Here is a 19709-nt window from a genome sequence, read left to right on the forward strand (position 1 = left end):
CACTTTTTCATTTTTAATTTTACTAATAAAGACTTAATAATTTTTTATAATTATTTTTCTCCAACTCTTTCAACTCTTAAAGTATTAGTTGTTCCTTCTTTAGAAATTCCAGTTACTAATACTACTAAATCACCTTTTTTAGCTTCTTCGTGATTAGCTGCAATTTCTCTTGCTTTTGCAAAGAAGTCATCAGTTTTATCTAATCCTTTTTCTACGTAAGCTCTAACTCCTCTTACTAATGCTAATTGTCTAGCTGTTTGATCATTATCAGTTAAAGCAATAATAGGTACAGTTGGTCCATATTTTCTAATCATTCTAGCTGCTCTTCCTGTTTTTGTCCAACATACAATTAATTTAGCATCTAATAAATTTGATGTTCTAACTGCTCCATTTGAAATAGCTTCTGTTACTGTAACTTCTTCATTTTCATCGATTTCAACAGGTTTGAATTTTTTGAATTCATCTGTTCTTTTTGAAATTGTAGCCATCATTTGTACAGCTTCTGCTGGATATTTACCTTTTGCAGATTCTCCAGATAACATAACTGCATCTGTACCATCTAAGATAGCGTTAGCAACGTCTCCTGCTTCTGCTCTTGTAGGTCTTGGGTTTCTAATCATTGAATCTAACATTTGTGTAGCTGTAATAACTGGTTTTCCAGCTTTGTTACATTTTCTAATCATCATTTTTTGCATGAAAGGAACTTCTTCTGCAGGAACTTCTACTCCTAAGTCTCCTCTTGCTACCATGATTCCATCACTTAATTCCAAGATTTCATCGAAGTTATCAACACCTTCTTGGCTTTCAATTTTAGGAATAATTTTGATGTTGTGTCCACCATTTTCATCTAAAACTTTTCTTACTTCAGCAACGTCTGCTGCTTTTCTTATGAATGAAGCTGCAACAAAGTCTACTCCTTGTTCACAACCAAATTTCAAGTCGTTAATATCTTTTTCAGCTAATGCAGGTAATCCAACTGAAACATCTGGTAAGTTAACTCCTTTAGTTTGTCCTAATTCTCCTGTATTTGTAATAACACATTCAACTTCTCCTGCTTCTACATTGATGCTTTCAACTTTTAATCCAATTAAACCATCATCTAATAAAACAGTACTTCCTACTTTTAAGTCATTTACAATTCCAGGATATGAAACTGCGAATTTTTTAGCATTTCCAACAAAGCTATAATCAGTAGTGATTGTTACTTTGTTTCCTGTTTCTAATAATACATCTTCTCCATTTTCTAATTTCCCAGTTCTGATTTCAGGTCCTTTAGTATCCAATAAGATTGCAATTTCTTTACCTGTTTTTTTAACAACTTCTCTAATTGTTTTAATTCTTGCTCCATGTTCTTCATAGTCTCCGTGTGAGAAGTTTAATCTCATTACGTTCATTCCACTTTCAACTAATTTAGTTAACATTTCTTCGCTTTCTGATTTTGGTCCTATTGTACAAACAACTTTTGTCATTTTGATCTTCATTCTTGTATTCCTCCTAAATCTGATATATATATAAATATTAAACTTTAGTGAGATTAATACTGAAATTAACCCACAAAACTTTAACTACATTAAAAAACTTTTTTATTTTGCCATCATTTTAATTATAATGATAACATTGTTGCAATTTTATAATCTTCTTCTGAAGATTTACTATAGTTTTCCCAAGCATAAGATAATTTATGAGTAGTTACTTTTCCACTTTCCATACCTACCATTAATCCTGCTTCTCCATCAATTAATAATTCTACTGCTTTTACTCCTAATTTTGTTGCTAAGATTCTATCATTAGCTGTTGGAGCTCCACCTCTTTGAACGTGTCCTAAAATAGTAACTCTTATATCTGTATCTATTTTTTGTGCTAATTCTTTTTCAATATCCAAGATATTTCCAGCACCTTCTGCTACAACTATAATGTCGTATAATTTACCTTCTGCTCTTCTTTCTCTAATAACTTTTGCAATATCATCAGTAGAAGCTTTTACTTCTGGTATCATAACTCCACTTGCTCCACCTGCAATCGCTGCATATAAAGCTAAATCCCCACAGTTTCTTCCCATTACTTCTATTAAATAAGTTCTTTCGTGTGATGTTGCTGTGTCTTTTAATTTTGATATTGCATCCAAGATTATATTTAATGCTGTATCGTAACCAATTGTATAATCAGTTCCTGCAATGTCATTATCGATTGTTCCAGGTATTCCGATTGTTTTTATTCCATGTTCTTCATACAAATAATGTGCTCCATGGAACGAACCATCTCCACCTATTACTACTAAGCCTTCTATTCCTCTTTTTTTCAAGTTTTCAGCTGCCTTAGCTCTTACTTCAGGATCTTTAAAAGATGATAATCTAGCAGATAATAAGATAGTTCCACCATGATCAGCGATTCCACTTACATCTAATGCTGACATTTGGAATATTTGATCTTCTAACATTCCTTTATATCCTCTTTTAATTCCAAAAACTTCCATTCCTTTACTCATCGCAGTTTTAGCAACAGCTCTTACCGCTGTATTCATCCCTTGCGAATCTCCACCACTTGTTAGGATTGCAATTTTTTTCATAACTTATTTCTCCTTCTAAAATCAATAACTATTTATCTCTCATAAAGATAATACCATTTTTTTGATTTTTTTTCAATGATTATTTTATATCTTTTTTCTTTTTTTTCTTTTTTTTATTTTTATAAATTTCAATATCTTTCTAATCTTCATACGAGTACATTGGTTCTACATGAATCAATATTCTTTTAACATTTTTATATTTATATTTCAATGTTTTTGTTATTTCATTAACAATTTCATGTGCTTCCTCTATCGTTTTATCTCTATTCATCCTAACATCAACAAAAATATAAACTTCTTTCCCTGAAGTAGTCATTCTAAAATCATGTGCATTCTCAATTTCAGGAAATTTCAAAATATCTTCTCTAATTTCTTCCAACAATTCTTTATCTTGAGAATCCAATAAAATCAAGGCATTCTCACTAATCAATTGATACCCATTAATAATTATGTATATTGCAATTATCAAACCAACAATAATGTCAAACAACGGACTTATCAATGAAAGCAACAATCCTACTAAAACTGAACTAGATATCACAATATCCATTTTATAATCAACTAGAAGCGTTTCAATTAACGCACTTTTTTCTTTACCAGTTTTTTGTTTCATAAAAATTAATTGAAAAATTTTAATTATTATTGTCATAATCGTAATTATTATTGGCCATTTATTCAATAAAACTCCAGAATTTTTTTCAAACAACTTCAAAAAATTTTCTTGTATAACTTCAAATGCTGAAATTATGATAAACGTACCAATTATAACGCTAAATACCGATTCTATCTTACCATGTCCAAATGGATGTTCCGAATCTTCTGGATTATTTCCAACCTTAAGTCCAACAATAACTAAAATATTTGTAATCAAATCTGATAATGAATTTAATCCATCTGATAATAAAGATACACTTTGAAAAATATTTCCTGAAATAATTTTTAAGAGAGCTAAAACTACATTAACTACTATCGCAAATTTAGAGACAAACATCATATTTTCGTATTCTTTTCGATTTTCTCTCAAATTATTTAATTCATATCCATTTTCTGTTTTTACAAATCTTTGTTTTTCTAAAAAATTATTCATTTTTTTATGATTTTTTACAACTAAAGAATCATAATCATTATTTATTAACCAATTTATTATGAATTTTAAAAGAATTGTTCCACAAGCATTATTTCTTAATTTAGATACGATAAATATTCTCTTTAATTCCATTGAAACTTCATTTTCTTTTATTAAAACTGCATAACCAATTATTTTTTCACTTTTGTATAAAAAAAATAATTCTTCATCGTCTTCATTAAAATTAAAATAATTATCTATTCCTTTTAAAAACAGCAAATCTTTTCTTTCTTTTTTCGTATCATTCCAATTAATAATCTTCATTTTTTATAAAATCGCCCCCTAAAAATATTTCTACATAAAACTTTTTCCGTATAATTTAAAAAATAGCAATTCAAGTTTCTTTACTAAAGCTCTTTTTAGGAATCTTTTATAAAAGGTTTCTTAATTGCTATTGAATTTATATATTTATCATCAAATACTTTTATCGTGAACTACTCCCACTTTTAGAAACGGAAACTTCTTGGGAAGTATCTGCTTTTGTTAGTCAAATATATTTACCAAGCTCTTTGGGTAGTTCCTACCCTGATATATTTAGTGTAATACATTTTGCCATACATCAGACTCTCGAAAGAATTTTACCATCCGTTTCTTATAGAAAGAACTCAAAAACAGCTACCCTATAAACCTAGAGAAATTGACTTAGTGCTGCTTTGTTCCCAACCTGACACGGTTCACCAACTCTCTACAATATAGGACTATTTTCTCAACATTCTTTAGATAAGGCGTTGACACTAAAATCTCCCTCAAGTCTGACATCACCTCTACTAAAGCGGGTTGTAGATACAGGGCACCGCTATCTCCCCGGCTAGTATGACAAGTGTTATTATATCATTTTCATATTCTAATGTCAACTTTTTATTTTTGATTTTTAATCTTTTCTAAAAGATTTTCATCAAATATTCCATTTCTTAACATTTCAATCTCAAACTTATACGGTGGCAATTTCTTAGCACCTTTTTCTTCACTTAAAGCAACATATGGTGTTTCTAAAATTTTTGGCAAATGACTGAACTTCTCAAAATGTGCAATTTTATTTAACGCATCAAAACCAATGTGACCAAATCCTATATTTTCGTGTCTATCTTTATGTGCACCAATAGGATTTTTGCTGTCATTTAAGTGAATTACAGAAATTCTGTCTATTCCTACAATTTTATCAAAATCATTGATTACGCCTTCAAAATCATTTACAATATCATATCCTGCATCGTGAACGTGGCACGTATCAAAGCAAATTGATAACTTATCTTTTAATTTTACACCGTCAATTATTTTAGCAATTTCTTCAAAACTTCTACCACATTCTGTACCTTTTCCAGCCATTGTTTCAAGTGCAACTGTTGTTTTCTGATCTTTTGTTAAAACTTCATTCAATCCTTCAATAATTTTATTTATTCCAACTTCTGCTCCCTCTCCAACGTGTGCTCCTGGATGTAACACTATTCTTTTTGCTCCAATTGCATCTGTTCTTTCGATTTCTGTTCTTAAAAATTGTACTGCAATTTCAAATGTTTCAGGTTTTATCGCATTTCCTAAATTAATAATATACGGTGCATGAACAACAATATCATCAATATCAATATTATTTTTTTTCATTAATTCTAATCCTGCTTCAATATTTAATTCTTCAATTGGCTTTCTTCTAGTATTTTGTGGTGCACCAGTGTAAATCATAAATGTATTAGATCCGTAACTTATGGCTTCTTCTACTGATCCTAAAAACATTTTTTTTCCACTCATTCCCACGTGTGATCCTATTTTAAACATTTTACCTCCTAATTTTGTTTTTATTTTCTGTTTTTTTACTATATCAAATTATCGTATATTTTGCCACAAAAATTATTATTTTTAATTATATTTTCATCAATAATAAATTTGTAGTTAATCCGGCTGCTGTCCCACTTAACATAACAATGTCACCTTTTTTTATTTTCCCATTTTCAAAGGCCCAACATAAGGTGAATGGAACAGAAGCTGACACCATATTCCCATAATCTTTGAAAATATCAATGTATTTACCCTTTTTCACACCTAACTTTTTCATCATAAGCTCTAATGCGTGACTGGCTTGATGCGGAATAACCATATCAATATCTGTAATCTTCATTTCATTCTTTTTCAAAAAATCGTCTACCATTTTTAAAGCCTTATTTTTTGATAATTTCAATACGCTTTTACCATTCATATCAAACATAAATTCTTCTTTTGTTTTTTCTGAATAATTTTTTGGATGATAATTAGACAGTCCACCTCTTATTTCTGTGAAATGAACTCCTTCTGACCAAGTTTTTTGCATTCCGTCAATTACTCCAGAACCATTTTCACTATATTCTACTACTACTGCTGCTGCTGCATCACTAAATAGTTCGTAACTTTCCTTTTGATTAGGATTTGTAGCAATTGATGGCACATCGACTGAAACAATTAGCACTCTTTTGTATCTTTTGGCATCAACCAAAAACGAAATCATATCTAATGCTGTAATAAAACTCGTACAAGTTGTATTTATGTCTAATGCTGGAATATCAGTACCTTTTGCAATTTTTTCGTGAATTAATGCTGCCGTACATGGAATAGGCTGCACCGCAACTGCAGAAGCACTTACAATACAGTCAATATCATTTATAGTAATTTTCGCATTCTCCATTGCTTTCTTGGCTGCTTTAACCCCAATTCCTAATTGTGTCTCATCTCCAGAAATTTTATATCTAATTCCTCCTTTAAATTCCACTGTTTCTTTTGGTAAAACATACCCATACCCCTTAATCTCTAACTTTCTCATAGTAATTTACAACTCCTTTTTTATTTTTTGAAAAATTCTTCGCAATTTAACATTCTTTTCAGGTGCATATTCAATAAAATCAATTTTCACACCTTCTATTCCAAGTTTTTCAAATAATTTATCAAATTCTTTTGTTATCTCTTTTTTTTGAAAATCCTTAATCTCTAAAACTGCAACTTCTAATTTATCAAAATCTACTTGGAAAACTTGATATTCCCTTATTTCTTCACTAAAAAGTATACATCTTCTAATAAAATCTGGAAAAACTTTTTTTAATTTACCAAACTTATCTTTAAAAAAGAAAATATCATCTGAACGGCCTTCAATTTTATCTATTCTAGTAAAAACTGAACCACATTCACATTTATTCTTATTTTCAATCAAAATATCATTCAATTTATATTTTATAAATGGTTGACTTTTTCTCCTAAAATCACTAATAATCGGATAAAATCTCTTTTCATCTATATAATACTTTTCAAATTTTATACATTCTTCATTCAAGTGAATCGATCCACAATGACAAGTGTACCCCAACAACCCTTCTGTCGCTTGATATATTTGATACACCATTTTTACACCGAATACTTCTTTTATAAATTCCTCATCTTTCTTCTCTAAAATTTCTGCAACTGAAATTATTTGAATCGGATTGATTTTCAAGATTCCATCTAACTTTTTCTTACATAAAACTAAAAGCATTGAAGCTGGAGCCACTAAAATTGTTGGATTATAATTATTCAGCTCATCAACATAAGTTTCAAAATCTTGAAATAAATCAAAATATTTTAATTTTATAAAAAATGAGTTAATACTTTTATATAAATTATTATCTGCTCTTAGAAAAAATGCAATTTTATTACCAAAAAGCTTATTTTTAGGAAGCATTTTAGCAAGTATAAATCCAGCCCACACGCTTTGCTCATCGTCTGTTGTCACAAACATTCCACGATGTCCTGATGTTCCAGAAGACAATCCTACTGAAATATTTTTATACTTTTCAGAAAAATTACGAGTTTCTTCTCCATCAATAGCAATCTTAAACGCCTCGTCTTTTCGCACTCCAACCGTATTCAACTCATCAAAATTTTCCATCATAAATTGCTTATTCATAAAAAAATCATTCAAATCAACTTTATGTTTCATAAAATATGGTGATTTCTTTTCAAAATATTTGATTTGTTTTTCTAACTTTTTATCTTGATATTTTTCTAATTTTTCTCTCGAATTCCATTTTCTCAGCCATCTAGCACTCACAAATTCCGATAATATTCTAATTATTTTCTTCATACAAAATTTTCTTTATCCTTTCTTCAGGATCATGACTAACAATCACATCTATTTTTTCTTTTTGAATGTTCTCCAAAATATCAATTCCTCTTTCATAATCCTTGAAATTATCTTGCACTAATTTAGGAAGCGTTCTCATTCTTTCTGTATACTTCATCAAATCTACTCCCCAGCAAACATCAGCTGCTATAAATAAATTTTTCTCCTTCACAAAAAGACAACCTTGCCCTCGAGAATGCCCATTTATCGAAGCTAAATACAAACTTCCATCTCCAAATAAGTCTTTAACTTTTACTGGAAAATCTTTTAATTTCTTGTATTCTTTTATTATTTCTACCCTTTCTTCAAAATATTTTGGAAGAAATTCCTTAAAAATAAGATCCTTTAACCTACTATTTTTATAATTTTCATAACAATCTTCTGTTATTATAATTTTTGCATTTTGAAATTTTTTCACATCTCCAATATGATCTGGATGCAAATGCGATAAAATCACATATCGAATTTCATTTTGATTAATTCCTCTTTTTAAAAGTTGCTCAGAAATTAAATCTTCCTTCTTCAAAATAATCGGATTGGGTGCTCTATAAAGAAAATATTTAAAATTATTTTTCAAAATATCAATTCCGTAACCTGTGTCATATAAAATATATCCAATTTCTCTATGTTTTATCAAAAAAACTCCAGCAGGAAAATTTATTATTCCAGAAAGTTTTTTTTCATTTTTCGAATTTTTAAACATTACTCCTAATTTATTTTTACAATAGCCACATGAAAAATAATCAACTCTTTCTATTATGTTCGACATATTTTTTTACACCTTCTCTTACTGTCATTTTTGGCTTGTAACCCAATTCTTTTTTTGCTTTTTCAACTGATAAAGTCTGAGAATATCTCAATAAATACAGCGTATACAATGTTAATGGTGGCTCTTTTCTAATTTTAAAAAATGAATAAACTTTTTCTAGGATTGTTACAATGCCTTTTGTAAAAGAATAATTGAAATTCACATATTTACCTTTTATTCCCATTTCGGCAAAAAATAAATTTAAAATTTCCTTAAACTTCATAGGTTCATCATTTGTTATATTGTAAATTTTTCCCAATGCATTTTCATTTTCCATAGCCAATCTCAATGACAACGCCACATTCTCAACACAAGTCACATCTATCATTTGATTTCCACCTGCAAACAAAGGAATACCTATTTTACCATTCAATTTCAAAAGTCTTGGAACTATACTCGTATCCCCTACTCCAAAAAGCCCTCTCGGTCGAATTATTACCCATGATTTATAAGAACTTTCTTTTATTGATTTCTCAGCCATTAGTTTACTTTTTATATAAAAATTAAGGTTATTTTCAGTTGGAGCTTCTTCTTCTTTTACCTGTAAACTATCACCTTTTTTTGCATAAACACTTGGCGAAGATACAAACACAAGCCTTTTCACATTTTGTTTCTCACAAAAGTCCAGTACATTTTGAGTTCCCAAAACATTCGCATTATAAAAATCTTCCCATCTTCCCCAAACTGTCGAAAGTCCTCCAGCATGAATAACAAAATCAATTTGATCTGTTATTTTTTCTAAATCTTCTCTATTTTCAAGATTTCCTTTCACAAATTTAACATTCTTATAATTCTCAGACAAATATTTTCCTTTTTTCTCATTTCTCCCAAAAGCCACAACTTCATAATCATTTTCCATAAGTTCCTGAATCATGTATTCGCCCAAAAAACCAGTAGCCCCTGTTAGTAATACTTTCATCTTCATTTCCTTTCAAAAATTATTTATTTTTAGATATCATTTTGTAATTTTTTTAGCAAAATCTCTAGTTTATTTCTTTTTATAATAAAATATTTATGATTCATGATATAATTTCTTTCTTTAATATTTTTATAGTTACTAATATTTTAACACTCAATTATCATGTTTTCTATTTTATTTTAATTTTTTTGCATTTTATTACACAATCTATGCTATCTATTCACTTTTTCTTTCATCAATCTATCAATTTCACTCTTTAACACTTCACTTGGATTATACTCTCTATATTTTTCAGAAACTTTTTTCAGATTATTCCATTCCTTACGATTCAAAAGTTCCCTTAATGCATTTTCAATCGAATTAATATCCTTCAATTTAGCTGGAACACCTATATCTGCTATTTTTCCTCTCACTGCAAAATCAAATTGATCGTAATCGTGAGGAATTATAACTGATGGTTTATTGTATTTTATGGCATTGTATAATATTCCTGCACCACCGTGATGAATAACATAATCTACCACAGGTAACACTGCCCCATAGTCGATATACTCGTAAATATGCACATTATCTCTACTTTTTATAACAGGTTTTCCTTTTCCATTAATATTCCCTAACGAAACAATGAAACACACATCTGGAAACTTCGAACTCAATTCTTCAACTATTCTTACAAGATTATTTTTTCCCCATAATAAATGTGTTCCATTTGTAACCAAGATACTTTTTTTAAATTTAGAAATATCTTCCAAAGTGTAATCCTTCACATCAAACTCAGATAAACAAGGCCCTGCCCATATTACTTGCTTCGGATAATCATCTCTAAACTCTAATTCTTTCATACCTAAAGCTAATATCGACTGTGGTGAATACAAATTTTCTTCCTTGTTTTCATTATACAGCTTAAAATCAAGTACTTTCAACTGTTTTGAAGCCAACACACACACAATTCTCTTAAAACTTCTTATTACAAATCTTCCGAAGCTATCTCTCAATTTATATAAAAAACCTTCTCTTGGGTACCAACCACCCATATAACTTGGTGTCGTCGTCTTACTTTCAATCGCAAATGGTGTTGGTATTGAAGTTATCCAAGGGATATCCATCTTTTTCGCAATTAATCCTGCTGGAATCGCAATAAAATCAGCAATTACAACATCAGGTTTTCTCTTTTTGAACCCTTCTTCAAACTCTCTCGCAATCTCAGGAACTTGCGATATATTTCTTTTAAATTGTTTCCAATAAATAAAAGCATTCGTTTTTTCAGGCGTGTTCGCAATATCCTCGAAAAACGTAGGTTTATCTGGTAAAACTGGTACATGTTTCAGCCCCAATTTTTCTAAAAATTCTTGTCTTTTAACACCACTATACACGCAAAGGTCGTATTTTTCATCATTTATCAACGGTTTTATTAACTCTAATATTGGAAATAGGTGTCCACTATAAGGTGGTACAACTACATCAATCTTTATTTTTCTTTGTTCCTCCACAAATATTCATCCTCACTTAAATCTCTATTTATTTTTTTCTTTTTTCTCTCTCATTTTGTATAAAAACACCCCAGTTGCAACACTCACATTTAATGACTCAATATTTCCATAAATTGGAATAATCGCCTTAATATCAGAATTTTCAATCAAATAATCTGAAACGCCTCCACCTTCATGCCCAAAAATATAAGCATTTCTCTCTTTTTGCTCAATTTCATCATAAGAAATCGAATCTTCATGCAACGCTGTCGAAATCGTTAAATAATTCTTTTCCTTCAAAAATTTCACAATATTTTCTGGTGTTTCATAAATCACATTTAATTTAAAAATTCCACTCATTGTAGCTCTAACTGTTTTCGGATTATACACATCCACAGATCCTTTTGTCAAAATCAAATTTCTAAAATCAGTCGCAATCATTGTTCTAATGATCGTCCCAACATTTCCTGGATCTTGTACATCATCCAAAATCACGACATCTCCCTCAATATCATCAATCGTATTCAAATTTTTTGAATACAAAAATATTATCCCTTGACTATTTTCTTGCGTTGAAACTTCATTAAACAGTTCATCTTTTAATATCGTTAAATTATCATGCTCACCAATATTGTAATTTTCATTAAAATATTCGTATCTCGACTCCTTCACAATTATTTTATTAAAATTAATTTTCTCATTCAGAAATTTTTCCCCTTCTGCCTTGAAAATATTATTTTCATCTCTATATTTTTTCTTATCTAGTTTTTTTAATAATTTGTAAAATTTATTATCCGAACTTGCAATAACGTCTTTCATTTCTCTCCTTTTCAATTTTCCTAATTAATAAAAAATACTCAGACCACTTAAAATTGAATATTTATAAATTTCTCTCTTGTTTAAATATTATAAGTCTGTCTGAGCAATTAATTTTTATTTTAATGTAACTGGTAATTTTTCTCCACCTAAAATATGATAATGAATATGGAACACTTCTTGTCCTCCATTTCCATTAATATTTGTTATAACTCTGTATCCTTCTTCTGCAATTCCAAGTTGTCTAGCTATTTTAGCAATTACCAATTGTAATCTTCCAAGCAACAACGCATCTTCTTCTGTCGCCGCATCCAAATTTCTAATTTCTTTTTTTGGTATTACCAACACATGAACTTTAGCTTGAGGATTAATATCATTAAATGCTAAAAAATCCTCATCTTCATAAACTATATTCGCTGGTATTTCTTTATCTATTATTTTTTTAAATATTGTTGACACAACAATCACCTCTTTTATATTTCTTTTTTATTCTAAATAAAATGAATTACAATTTTTCAAATTTAATAAAATTTACTTAACATCCACAACCGCAATCTTCAATTTTTCCAACTCTTCTTGCGTGTCTTCCACCTTCAAATTCTGTTGTAATAAATGTATCTACAATTGCTTTTCCTAATTCATCTCCAATAACTCTCGCTCCCAATGCAACAATATTTGCATTATTATGAAGTCTTGCCATTCTAGCTGTAAATTCATTATGACACAAAGCTGCTCTAATTCCTTCAACTTTATTTGCCGCTATCGAAATTCCAATTCCTGTTCCACAAATAATTATTCCTAAATTTCCTTCTTCTGCCAAAACTTTTTCAGCAACAGATTTTGCAATATCAGGATAATCCACCGAATCCAATGTATCAGTCCCAACATTCACTACTTCATGCCCTTGTTCTTCCAAATGTTTCATTATTGTATTTTTAAATTCTACTCCTGCATGATCATTTCCAATTATTATTTTCATAGTCTAAAATCAAGTTCATTTACAAATATAAATTTATCAAATTATAAAATCCCTCTCTCCTTTCCTTCGAATACATTTTTCTTTTTTTAACATCCTCAACTTCAAAAAAATTATTTTGTCAATTTTTCCAATAATTCATCTGATATTCTTTTCAAATTTCCATCATTATCCACAAAAACATTCACTGTTTCAGCTTTTGCCTTCAAAACATTTTTAGAATCATACATCTCATAAGAAAATCTAATTTTTATATTATTAATTTCTTCTATTTTTGCAAATACTTCAATTTCATCGTCATATTTTGCCGAATCAATATAATCAATATTTAGCGTTTTTACTGGTAAAATAAATCCTAATTCTTCCATTGATTTATACGGAAAAACATCCCGAAAATATTCTGTTCGTGCCATTTCCATCCATTTCAAATAATTTGAATGATAAACAACTCCCATTTTATCAGTATCGTAATAGTACACTTTTAATTTAATACTTTTCTTTTTCAAATTTGTTTTTTTCATAATTATTCCTTAATTACTTAAATTATTGTTCTTTAACTTCAATTTTTACAACTTTTTTTTCTTTTTTTGCCAATGAAGAAATCAAAACTCTAAGTGATGTAATAATTCTTCCATTTTTCCCAATAACTTTTCCCATATCTACCTTAGCTACATTTATTGTAATATCTACATATTTCCCTTTTTCATTGCTTTCAATCGTATAATTTTCAGTTGAATCCAATAAATTCTCAACCCAAAAATTAACTGTTTCAAAATATCTACTCATTTTCCCTCCAATTCTCTCTTAAATTTTTCAATTTCCTACAATTTACAATACTCCCAGCCATTCTCGTCTGTCCTGTATTTCTATCTCAATACCTTTTTTTTGTAATTTTTCCAAAACTTTATCCATATCTTCGAGTAAATATGAATTTGTAATAATTTTTATAAGACCATTTTTATTATCCAAAGTCCTAACATTTCCAAGTCCGTCATACGCTTCCACAATTTTATTTATAAAATCAATATTCTCTCTTTTGGTTTGGATAATATATTCCCAACTTTTCAATTTTTTCCCTTCCTAACTGTACTCTTTTTTGAGTATATCAAAAATTTCCTATTATAAGAAACCTATCTAAATTTTTTATAAATAAATCTCAACTAATTACCGTTTTAATAATTTAATAAAATCAATAAATTCTTGCACTGAAAATTCTTCTGTTCTAGCTAATTTTGTTTTCCCTAATTTTTCCAATGCTTCTCCAATTTCTTCCTTACTCAATCCCAATTTCATCAAATTATTTGCAACACTTTTCCTTTTATTCGAAAAAGCCTCCTTCAAATATTTAAAATATTCTTTTTCTGTAATCTGATTTTCATATTTTTTATCTTTTAAAATCTTAATTCCAATAAACGCTGAATCTACCTTAGGAACAGGATTAAACTTTTCTTTTGGAACAGTAAATAAATATTCAGCTTCTGCATAAAACTGAACTGCATGTGTCAGTAAACTCATATTTTTACTGTGAGGCTTTGAAGCTATTCTCTCTGCTACCTCTTTTTGAACCATCAAATATATTTCAGAAATTTTATCTCTATGCTCAATCAACTTATTAATAATAGGCGAAGTTATGTAATAAGGGATATTTGCAACAACTTTAATATCTTTTTTACCTAATAGATACTTTTCCAACTCAATTTCCATAAAATCATTATGAATCAATGTAAAATTCTCTTTATCTCCAAATTTTTTCATCAAAACTGGTATCAAATCATCATCAATTTCAAACGCAATCAAACTTTTCGCACTTTCAACCAATTTTTCTGTCAAAAATCCTAATCCAGGCCCGATTTCAATTACATCTGTTTCTTCGTTAACTTCTGTCACATCTAAAATTTCATCCGATAATTCCGTATCTTCTAAAAAATTTTGTCCGTATTTTTTCTTCGCTTCATGCTTATGATTTCCAGAATTTTCTTTTTTACTTTTTCTTTTTGCCAACTTTTCTCCTATTTTTTATTTTATCTATTAAAATTTTTAACTCACAAAAGTAAGAAAAATTATAATCCTTCTTACTTTTGCAATCAATTAATAATTTTACTCAAATACTTCTGGATTCGCAATCCCAATATATTCAAGATTTCTATAATTTTCGTTATAATCAAGACCATACCCAACTACAAATTCATTTGGTATTTCAAAACCAATATATTGAACATCTACTTCAACTTCTCTTCTTTCTGGTTTATTCAACAAAGTACACAATGACACTTTCTTAGGCTCTCTGCTTCCAAATAATTTCAATACTTTTTTCAATGTAAACCCTGAATCAATAATATCCTCTACAACCAAAACATTTTTCCCTTTTATTGTCGTTCTCAAATCTTTTAAAATTTTAACTTCTCTTGTTGTTTCAGTTCCTTCATAACTAGAAACTTCGATAAAATCAATTTCCAATGGCAATCTAATCTCTCTAATCAAATCTGCCATAAACACTACTGATCCTTTTAATAATCCAATAACTACAAGCGGTTCTTTTTCATCTTTAAAATCCTTTGTTATTTGTTCTCCTAATTCTTTAACTCTTCTCGCCAATTCCTCTTTAGTTATTAATTGCGATTTTATCCCAAAATCTACTTTTTTTGACATTTTTGTACTCCATTTCCTTGATCTTTTTATGTTATTTATTTTATGTTGCTAAAATTATAACATTTTTTGTTATTTTCTTCAATAACATTAATGAACTTATTTTACTTTAAATAATTTCAATCTCAAAGCATTCAATAATACAGATACTGAACTAAATGACATTGCAAACGCTGCTATCATTGGATCCAATTTAGGACCATTGAAAAATGCGTACAAAATTCCAGCTGCAACTGGTATTCCTAAAACATTATAGAAAAATGCCCAAAATAGATTTTCTTTAATATTAGTAATTGTTGCCTTACTCAATGCAATCGCATTAGCCACATCTCTCAAGTCATTTCTAATTAAAATAATATCTGCCGATTCTATCGCAACATCAGTTCCACTTCCAATCGCAATTCCAACATTTGCTTGTGCTAACGCTGGCGAATCATTAATTCCATCTCCAACCATCGCTACAAACTCATCTTTTTCTTGTAGTTTTTTCACTTCTTCTGATTTTTGATACGGCAACACTTCCGAAACAACTGTATTAATTCCAACTTGTTTTGCAATATATTCTGCTGTTTTTTGATTATCACCAGTAAGCATAATCGCTTTAACACCTAATTTATGTAACTTATCAATAGCCTCTTTACTTGTAGGTTTTATCACATCTGCAACTGCTATTAATCCAACTAACTCATTATCAATTGACATATACATTGGTGTTTTTCCTTGATTTGACAACACATCATAATCTTTATCAGAAATTGTGATATCAATTTTCTTATTATCCATCAATTTTTTATTCCCAATTTGAATTTCTTTTCCATCAATTGTCGCTCTAATTCCATAACCAGGCAACGCTCTAAATTTATCATATTTTTTCAATTCAATATTTTTATCTTTTGCACCTTTTACAATCGCCTCAGCCAACGGATGTTCCGAATGATTTTCCACACTAGCTGCCAATTGCAATAATTCATTTTCAGCATGATTTCCATAAACTTTAAAATCTGTCAAAACTGGTTTTCCAACAGTAATTGTCCCAGTTTTATCAAACACAACTGTTTTTATTTTGTAAGTAGTTTCCAATGCCTCACCACTTTTAATAAGTATTCCATTTTCAGCACCTTTTCCAGTTCCAACCATTATTGAAGTTGGTGTTGCAAGACCTAATGCACATGGACACGCAATAACTAAAACTGATATAAAAAACGACAATGCCGAAACTAATCCTGAACCTGAAATATACCAAGAAATTCCTGTAATCAAAGCAATTCCCATTACTATTGGTACAAAATATTTCGCAACAGTATCAGCCATTCTAGAAATAGGCGCTTTCGATCCTTGTGCCTCTTCCACCAATTTTATAATTTGCGATAACATCGTATTTTTCCCAATTTCAGTAGCTTCAAATCGAATACTTCCATTTTTATTAATACTTCCACCTACAACTTTATCTCCAACATTTTTTGTAACAGGCAAACTTTCTCCAGTAAGCATAGATTCATCTACAGAAGTTGATCCTTCTACTACAACTCCATCAACTGCAATCTTCTCACCTGGTTTTGCCACAACAATATCTCCAACTTTCAATTTTTCAATCAAAACTTCTTTTTCTACACCATTTTCAATAATTTTCGCCTTTTTTGGTTGTAATCCAATTAATTTTTTAATTGCAGACGAAGTTTGACCTTTTGTTCTAGCTTCTAATAATTTTCCTAAAGAAATCAATGTTATAATAATTCCTGCTGATTCATAGTGTAAATCTATCGCATATTTATGTGCATGAGCTGGATCAATTATTGCACGAATAGTAGAAATTATACTATAAATCAATGCCGCTCCTGATCCCATCGCTATTAACGAATCCATATTAGGTGCTTTTCTAAATATATTTTTTATTCCATGTATAAAAAAATCTCTTCCTGCATATATAATCGGAATAACAAACACCAATTGTGCCAACGCAAAATTCACTGGATGTGCCTTATGATTCAAAAAACTTGGAACTGGCGCTCCTAGCATATGATGTCCCATTGAAATATACAATAATGGTATTGAAAATATAACCGCTAATATCAATTTATTTTTCATTTCTTTTATCTTATCTTGATACATCTGAACCTTTTCATCCTCAGACACCTTTTCCAATAATCCATATCCACTTTTTTCAACAATCTCTCTAATCTTATCAAAATCATATTTACTCTCATCAAAACTAACGCTCATTTTTTCTGTCGCCAAATTTACTGTCGCATCAATTCCTTCTTTTTTGTTAACAGCTTTTTCTACTGCCAATGCACAAGCTGCACAACTCATTCCTGTAACTGTATAATTTTCTTTTTTCATAAATATCTCCTTTTCAATTTCAATTATTTATTTATAAAATTAATTTTTACAAAAATTCTTTACCTCTTTTTAACCCCTACAGTGATCATGCTCCTCACAATTACACTGCCCTGGCAGACAATCACACTTAACCTTTTCCACCGCAAATTTCTTTTTCACCTCAATTGCCTTCTCAATCAAATTTAAATCTGAAAAACTCAATTCATTCTCCTCAATCGCTTTCACAATCAATTCCCCCGATTTTGTCCGACAAATCTTCCCAAACACTTCCATTAACGCCTTTTTAGAAAGTTCCTCTTGCGAATATTCTGTAAAATACACATATTTATTCCCTTCTTCCCTCTTTTTCAAAACTTTCTTCTCCAACAATCTATTCAAAAGCGTTTTTATCGTCGCTTTCTTCCACTCCATTTTCTCACAAAGAACTTCCGCTACAAATTTACTCGTAACTTCTCGATTTGCCCAAACTACTTTCATAATTTGCCATTCAGCATTAGTAATATGACAATCTTTTGAATTTTCCTCTCCCATGTTTTTCTCTCCTTTGATGTTTACATTTGTAATCATTTATACAAATAGTTTACAATAGTAATCGTTTTTTGTCAAGCATTTTTTTCAAAAAAAAATGCTATAATCATTATTTACATATTTATTCCATGCAAATAATAATCATAGCATATTACAAATTAGTTTTTAGGTTGATATTTTTCAACAATTTTTGCAATTTCTTGATTAATGATAGTATCATTAATTTCATAAGTATTCGTTACATTTTCTAATTTTAAAGTTGCTTTTTCTTTCTTAGCCGAGTTTTTATCAGCTTTTGTTTTTATATTAACTGCCATTGAACTTCCTATTGGCAATTCTCCATTTCTCGCTAAACTTCTCTTAGAAATCGCAATTTTAATAGACACTGTTTTGCTTCTATTATCTTTTTTATTTCCTTTTGTCACAACAACTGGTGCAATGTCAATAATATTTCCTTCGTATGTTTTACCATTCACAGAACTTACTAACGTAACTTCATTTCCAATTTTAATATTTTTCAATTTAGATTCTTTTACATTAGCATCTACCCACATATTTTTCAAGTTTGCAACAGTTAATGCTGGTTGATTTTCTTGTATTTTTTGACCAACACTTAAATTTTTATACGAAGTTTTCCCAGTGATTGGTGAATACATTCTCGTTCTAGCTAGGTTTGTGTAAGCTATTTTAAATTTGCTCACAGCTTGTTGAAACGCAGGATATTCTTCCAATGAGTTTGTCAATTGTGATTTTGGTGTAATTGCATTTGCCATACTTACTTTTAACTCTGATTGTGCTGATTCGTAAGCATCTTGAGCTGATGATATTTTATCTTCATCTCCTGATTTTTTCGCATTCTCATACACACTTGCTAATCTATTTACAGCAGCCTGTCTAGTTTCAATTTCTTGATCCAAAGCATTACTTTGAGCTACTAAAGCATAATAACTTTTTACTGCTTGAGCAACTCCAGCTTCAGCATTTTGTAAATCTAATTTTGCACTTGTATCATCTAAAACTATCAACAAATCTCCTTGATTTACTTCTTTCGAATTCCCAGCAACTAATTCTCTAACAGTTCCATTTATTTGAGGCAAAATTTCCGCTTGTTGAGCATTTACATAAGCACTATCTGCTTTTATATTATATTGTCCAACCAATTGATAATAAGCTACTCCTGCAATAGCTACAACCAAAATAACTCCCGCTGGAATTATCTTTTTAAAATCCCAAACTCTTTCTTCTCTATTTTTATTATCATCTCCAAGTTTTATTCCTAATGTTTCTGATCTTTCTCCAACTTTATCCTTCACTGTCTCAACTACATTATTTTCTAGTTTTTCCACTTTTTCTATTTCTTTTTTTGAATCTTCTGACACTTAATTTTCTCCCTTCATTTTA

Annotated in this window: 20 protein-coding genes and 1 other RNA gene; all 21 read right to left on the reverse strand. The window is 29.5% G+C overall.

Features of this window, described 5'->3' with window-relative positions; translation table 11 throughout:
- Positions 1-50: 50 nt before the first annotated feature.
- The 21 genes from pykF to J4863_RS05605 all read right to left on the reverse strand — a co-directional run bounded on the left by pykF (position 51) and on the right by J4863_RS05605 (position 19687).
- Positions 51-1481: a pyruvate kinase PykF gene (gene pykF, locus J4863_RS05505; protein ID WP_211617799.1), complete on the reverse strand. Its 1431-nt coding sequence runs from the start codon at positions 1479-1481 to the stop codon at positions 51-53.
- Positions 1482-1603: 122 nt separating this feature from the next.
- Positions 1604-2566 (reverse strand): 6-phosphofructokinase, encoded by a 963-nt coding sequence (gene pfkA, locus J4863_RS05510; protein WP_211617800.1) that lies wholly within the window; start codon positions 2564-2566, stop codon positions 1604-1606.
- 139 nt (positions 2567-2705) lie between these two features.
- On the reverse strand, positions 2706-3956 hold the full coding sequence (locus J4863_RS05515) for a GNAT family N-acetyltransferase (RefSeq protein WP_211617801.1): 1251 nt from the start codon (positions 3954-3956) through the stop codon (positions 2706-2708).
- 288 nt (positions 3957-4244) lie between these two features.
- Positions 4245-4509: signal recognition particle sRNA large type (gene ffs / locus J4863_RS05520), an RNA gene on the reverse strand.
- 41 nt (positions 4510-4550) lie between these two features.
- On the reverse strand, positions 4551-5462 hold the full coding sequence (locus J4863_RS05525) for a deoxyribonuclease IV (protein ID WP_211617802.1): 912 nt from the start codon (positions 5460-5462) through the stop codon (positions 4551-4553).
- 85 nt (positions 5463-5547) lie between these two features.
- Positions 5548-6477 carry a 3-oxoacyl-[acyl-carrier-protein] synthase III C-terminal domain-containing protein gene (locus tag J4863_RS05530; protein ID WP_211617803.1) on the reverse strand — a complete coding sequence of 310 codons (930 nt, stop codon included), beginning with the start codon at positions 6475-6477 and terminating at the stop codon, positions 5548-5550.
- A gap of 6 nt (positions 6478-6483) precedes the next feature.
- Positions 6484-7767 (reverse strand): F390 synthetase-related protein, encoded by a 1284-nt coding sequence (locus tag J4863_RS05535; RefSeq protein ID WP_211617804.1) that lies wholly within the window; start codon positions 7765-7767, stop codon positions 6484-6486.
- Positions 7751-8575, reverse strand: coding sequence for an MBL fold metallo-hydrolase (locus J4863_RS05540; RefSeq protein ID WP_211617805.1), 825 nt, complete (start codon positions 8573-8575; stop codon positions 7751-7753). Before J4863_RS05540 ends, J4863_RS05535 begins: the two co-directional genes overlap by 17 nt.
- Positions 8550-9533, reverse strand: a complete 984-nt coding sequence (locus tag J4863_RS05545) for an NAD(P)-dependent oxidoreductase (protein WP_211617806.1) — start codon at positions 9531-9533, stop codon at positions 8550-8552. The genes J4863_RS05540 and J4863_RS05545 overlap by 26 nt, the downstream gene beginning before the upstream one ends.
- Positions 9534-9745: 212 nt before the next feature.
- On the reverse strand, positions 9746-11023 hold the full coding sequence (locus tag J4863_RS05550; protein WP_211617807.1) for a glycosyltransferase: 1278 nt from the start codon (positions 11021-11023) through the stop codon (positions 9746-9748).
- 24 nt (positions 11024-11047) lie between these two features.
- Positions 11048-11821: an RNA methyltransferase gene (locus tag J4863_RS05555; RefSeq protein WP_211617808.1), complete on the reverse strand. Its 774-nt coding sequence runs from the start codon at positions 11819-11821 to the stop codon at positions 11048-11050.
- A 114-nt stretch (positions 11822-11935) separates the two neighbouring features.
- Positions 11936-12277, reverse strand: a complete 342-nt coding sequence (locus tag J4863_RS05560) for a histidine triad nucleotide-binding protein (protein ID WP_211617809.1) — start codon at positions 12275-12277, stop codon at positions 11936-11938.
- A 76-nt stretch (positions 12278-12353) separates the two neighbouring features.
- Entirely contained in the window at positions 12354-12797 is a 444-nt protein-coding gene (rpiB, locus tag J4863_RS05565) for a ribose 5-phosphate isomerase B (protein ID WP_211617810.1), read from the reverse strand.
- A gap of 110 nt (positions 12798-12907) precedes the next feature.
- Positions 12908-13315 carry a thioesterase family protein gene (locus J4863_RS05570; protein ID WP_211617811.1) on the reverse strand — a complete coding sequence of 136 codons (408 nt, stop codon included), beginning with the start codon at positions 13313-13315 and terminating at the stop codon, positions 12908-12910.
- 22 nt (positions 13316-13337) lie between these two features.
- A complete protein-coding gene (locus tag J4863_RS05575; RefSeq protein ID WP_211617812.1) occupies positions 13338-13580 on the reverse strand; it encodes a KH domain-containing protein in 243 nt (80 codons plus the stop codon).
- 42 nt (positions 13581-13622) lie between these two features.
- The gene (locus tag J4863_RS05580) at positions 13623-13862 is read right to left on the reverse strand and encodes a DUF4911 domain-containing protein (RefSeq protein WP_211617813.1); all 240 of its coding nucleotides are present in this window, start codon (positions 13860-13862) and stop codon (positions 13623-13625) included.
- Between the two features lie 96 nt (positions 13863-13958).
- Positions 13959-14795: a 16S rRNA (adenine(1518)-N(6)/adenine(1519)-N(6))-dimethyltransferase RsmA gene (gene rsmA, locus J4863_RS05585; protein WP_211617814.1), complete on the reverse strand. Its 837-nt coding sequence runs from the start codon at positions 14793-14795 to the stop codon at positions 13959-13961.
- Positions 14796-14891: 96 nt separating this feature from the next.
- A complete protein-coding gene (hpt, locus tag J4863_RS05590; RefSeq protein ID WP_211617815.1) occupies positions 14892-15443 on the reverse strand; it encodes a hypoxanthine phosphoribosyltransferase in 552 nt (183 codons plus the stop codon).
- A 96-nt stretch (positions 15444-15539) separates the two neighbouring features.
- Positions 15540-17780 carry a cation-translocating P-type ATPase gene (locus J4863_RS05595; protein ID WP_211617816.1) on the reverse strand — a complete coding sequence of 747 codons (2241 nt, stop codon included), beginning with the start codon at positions 17778-17780 and terminating at the stop codon, positions 15540-15542.
- A gap of 69 nt (positions 17781-17849) precedes the next feature.
- The gene (locus J4863_RS05600; protein WP_211617817.1) at positions 17850-18311 is read right to left on the reverse strand and encodes a CopY/TcrY family copper transport repressor; all 462 of its coding nucleotides are present in this window, start codon (positions 18309-18311) and stop codon (positions 17850-17852) included.
- 155 nt (positions 18312-18466) lie between these two features.
- On the reverse strand, positions 18467-19687 hold the full coding sequence (locus J4863_RS05605) for an HlyD family secretion protein (RefSeq protein WP_211617818.1): 1221 nt from the start codon (positions 19685-19687) through the stop codon (positions 18467-18469).
- Between the last annotated feature and the right edge of the window lie 22 nt (positions 19688-19709).

Source organism: Leptotrichia sp. oral taxon 221 (assembly GCF_018128245.1).
Lineage (GTDB): Bacteria > Fusobacteriota > Fusobacteriia > Fusobacteriales > Leptotrichiaceae > JABCPH02.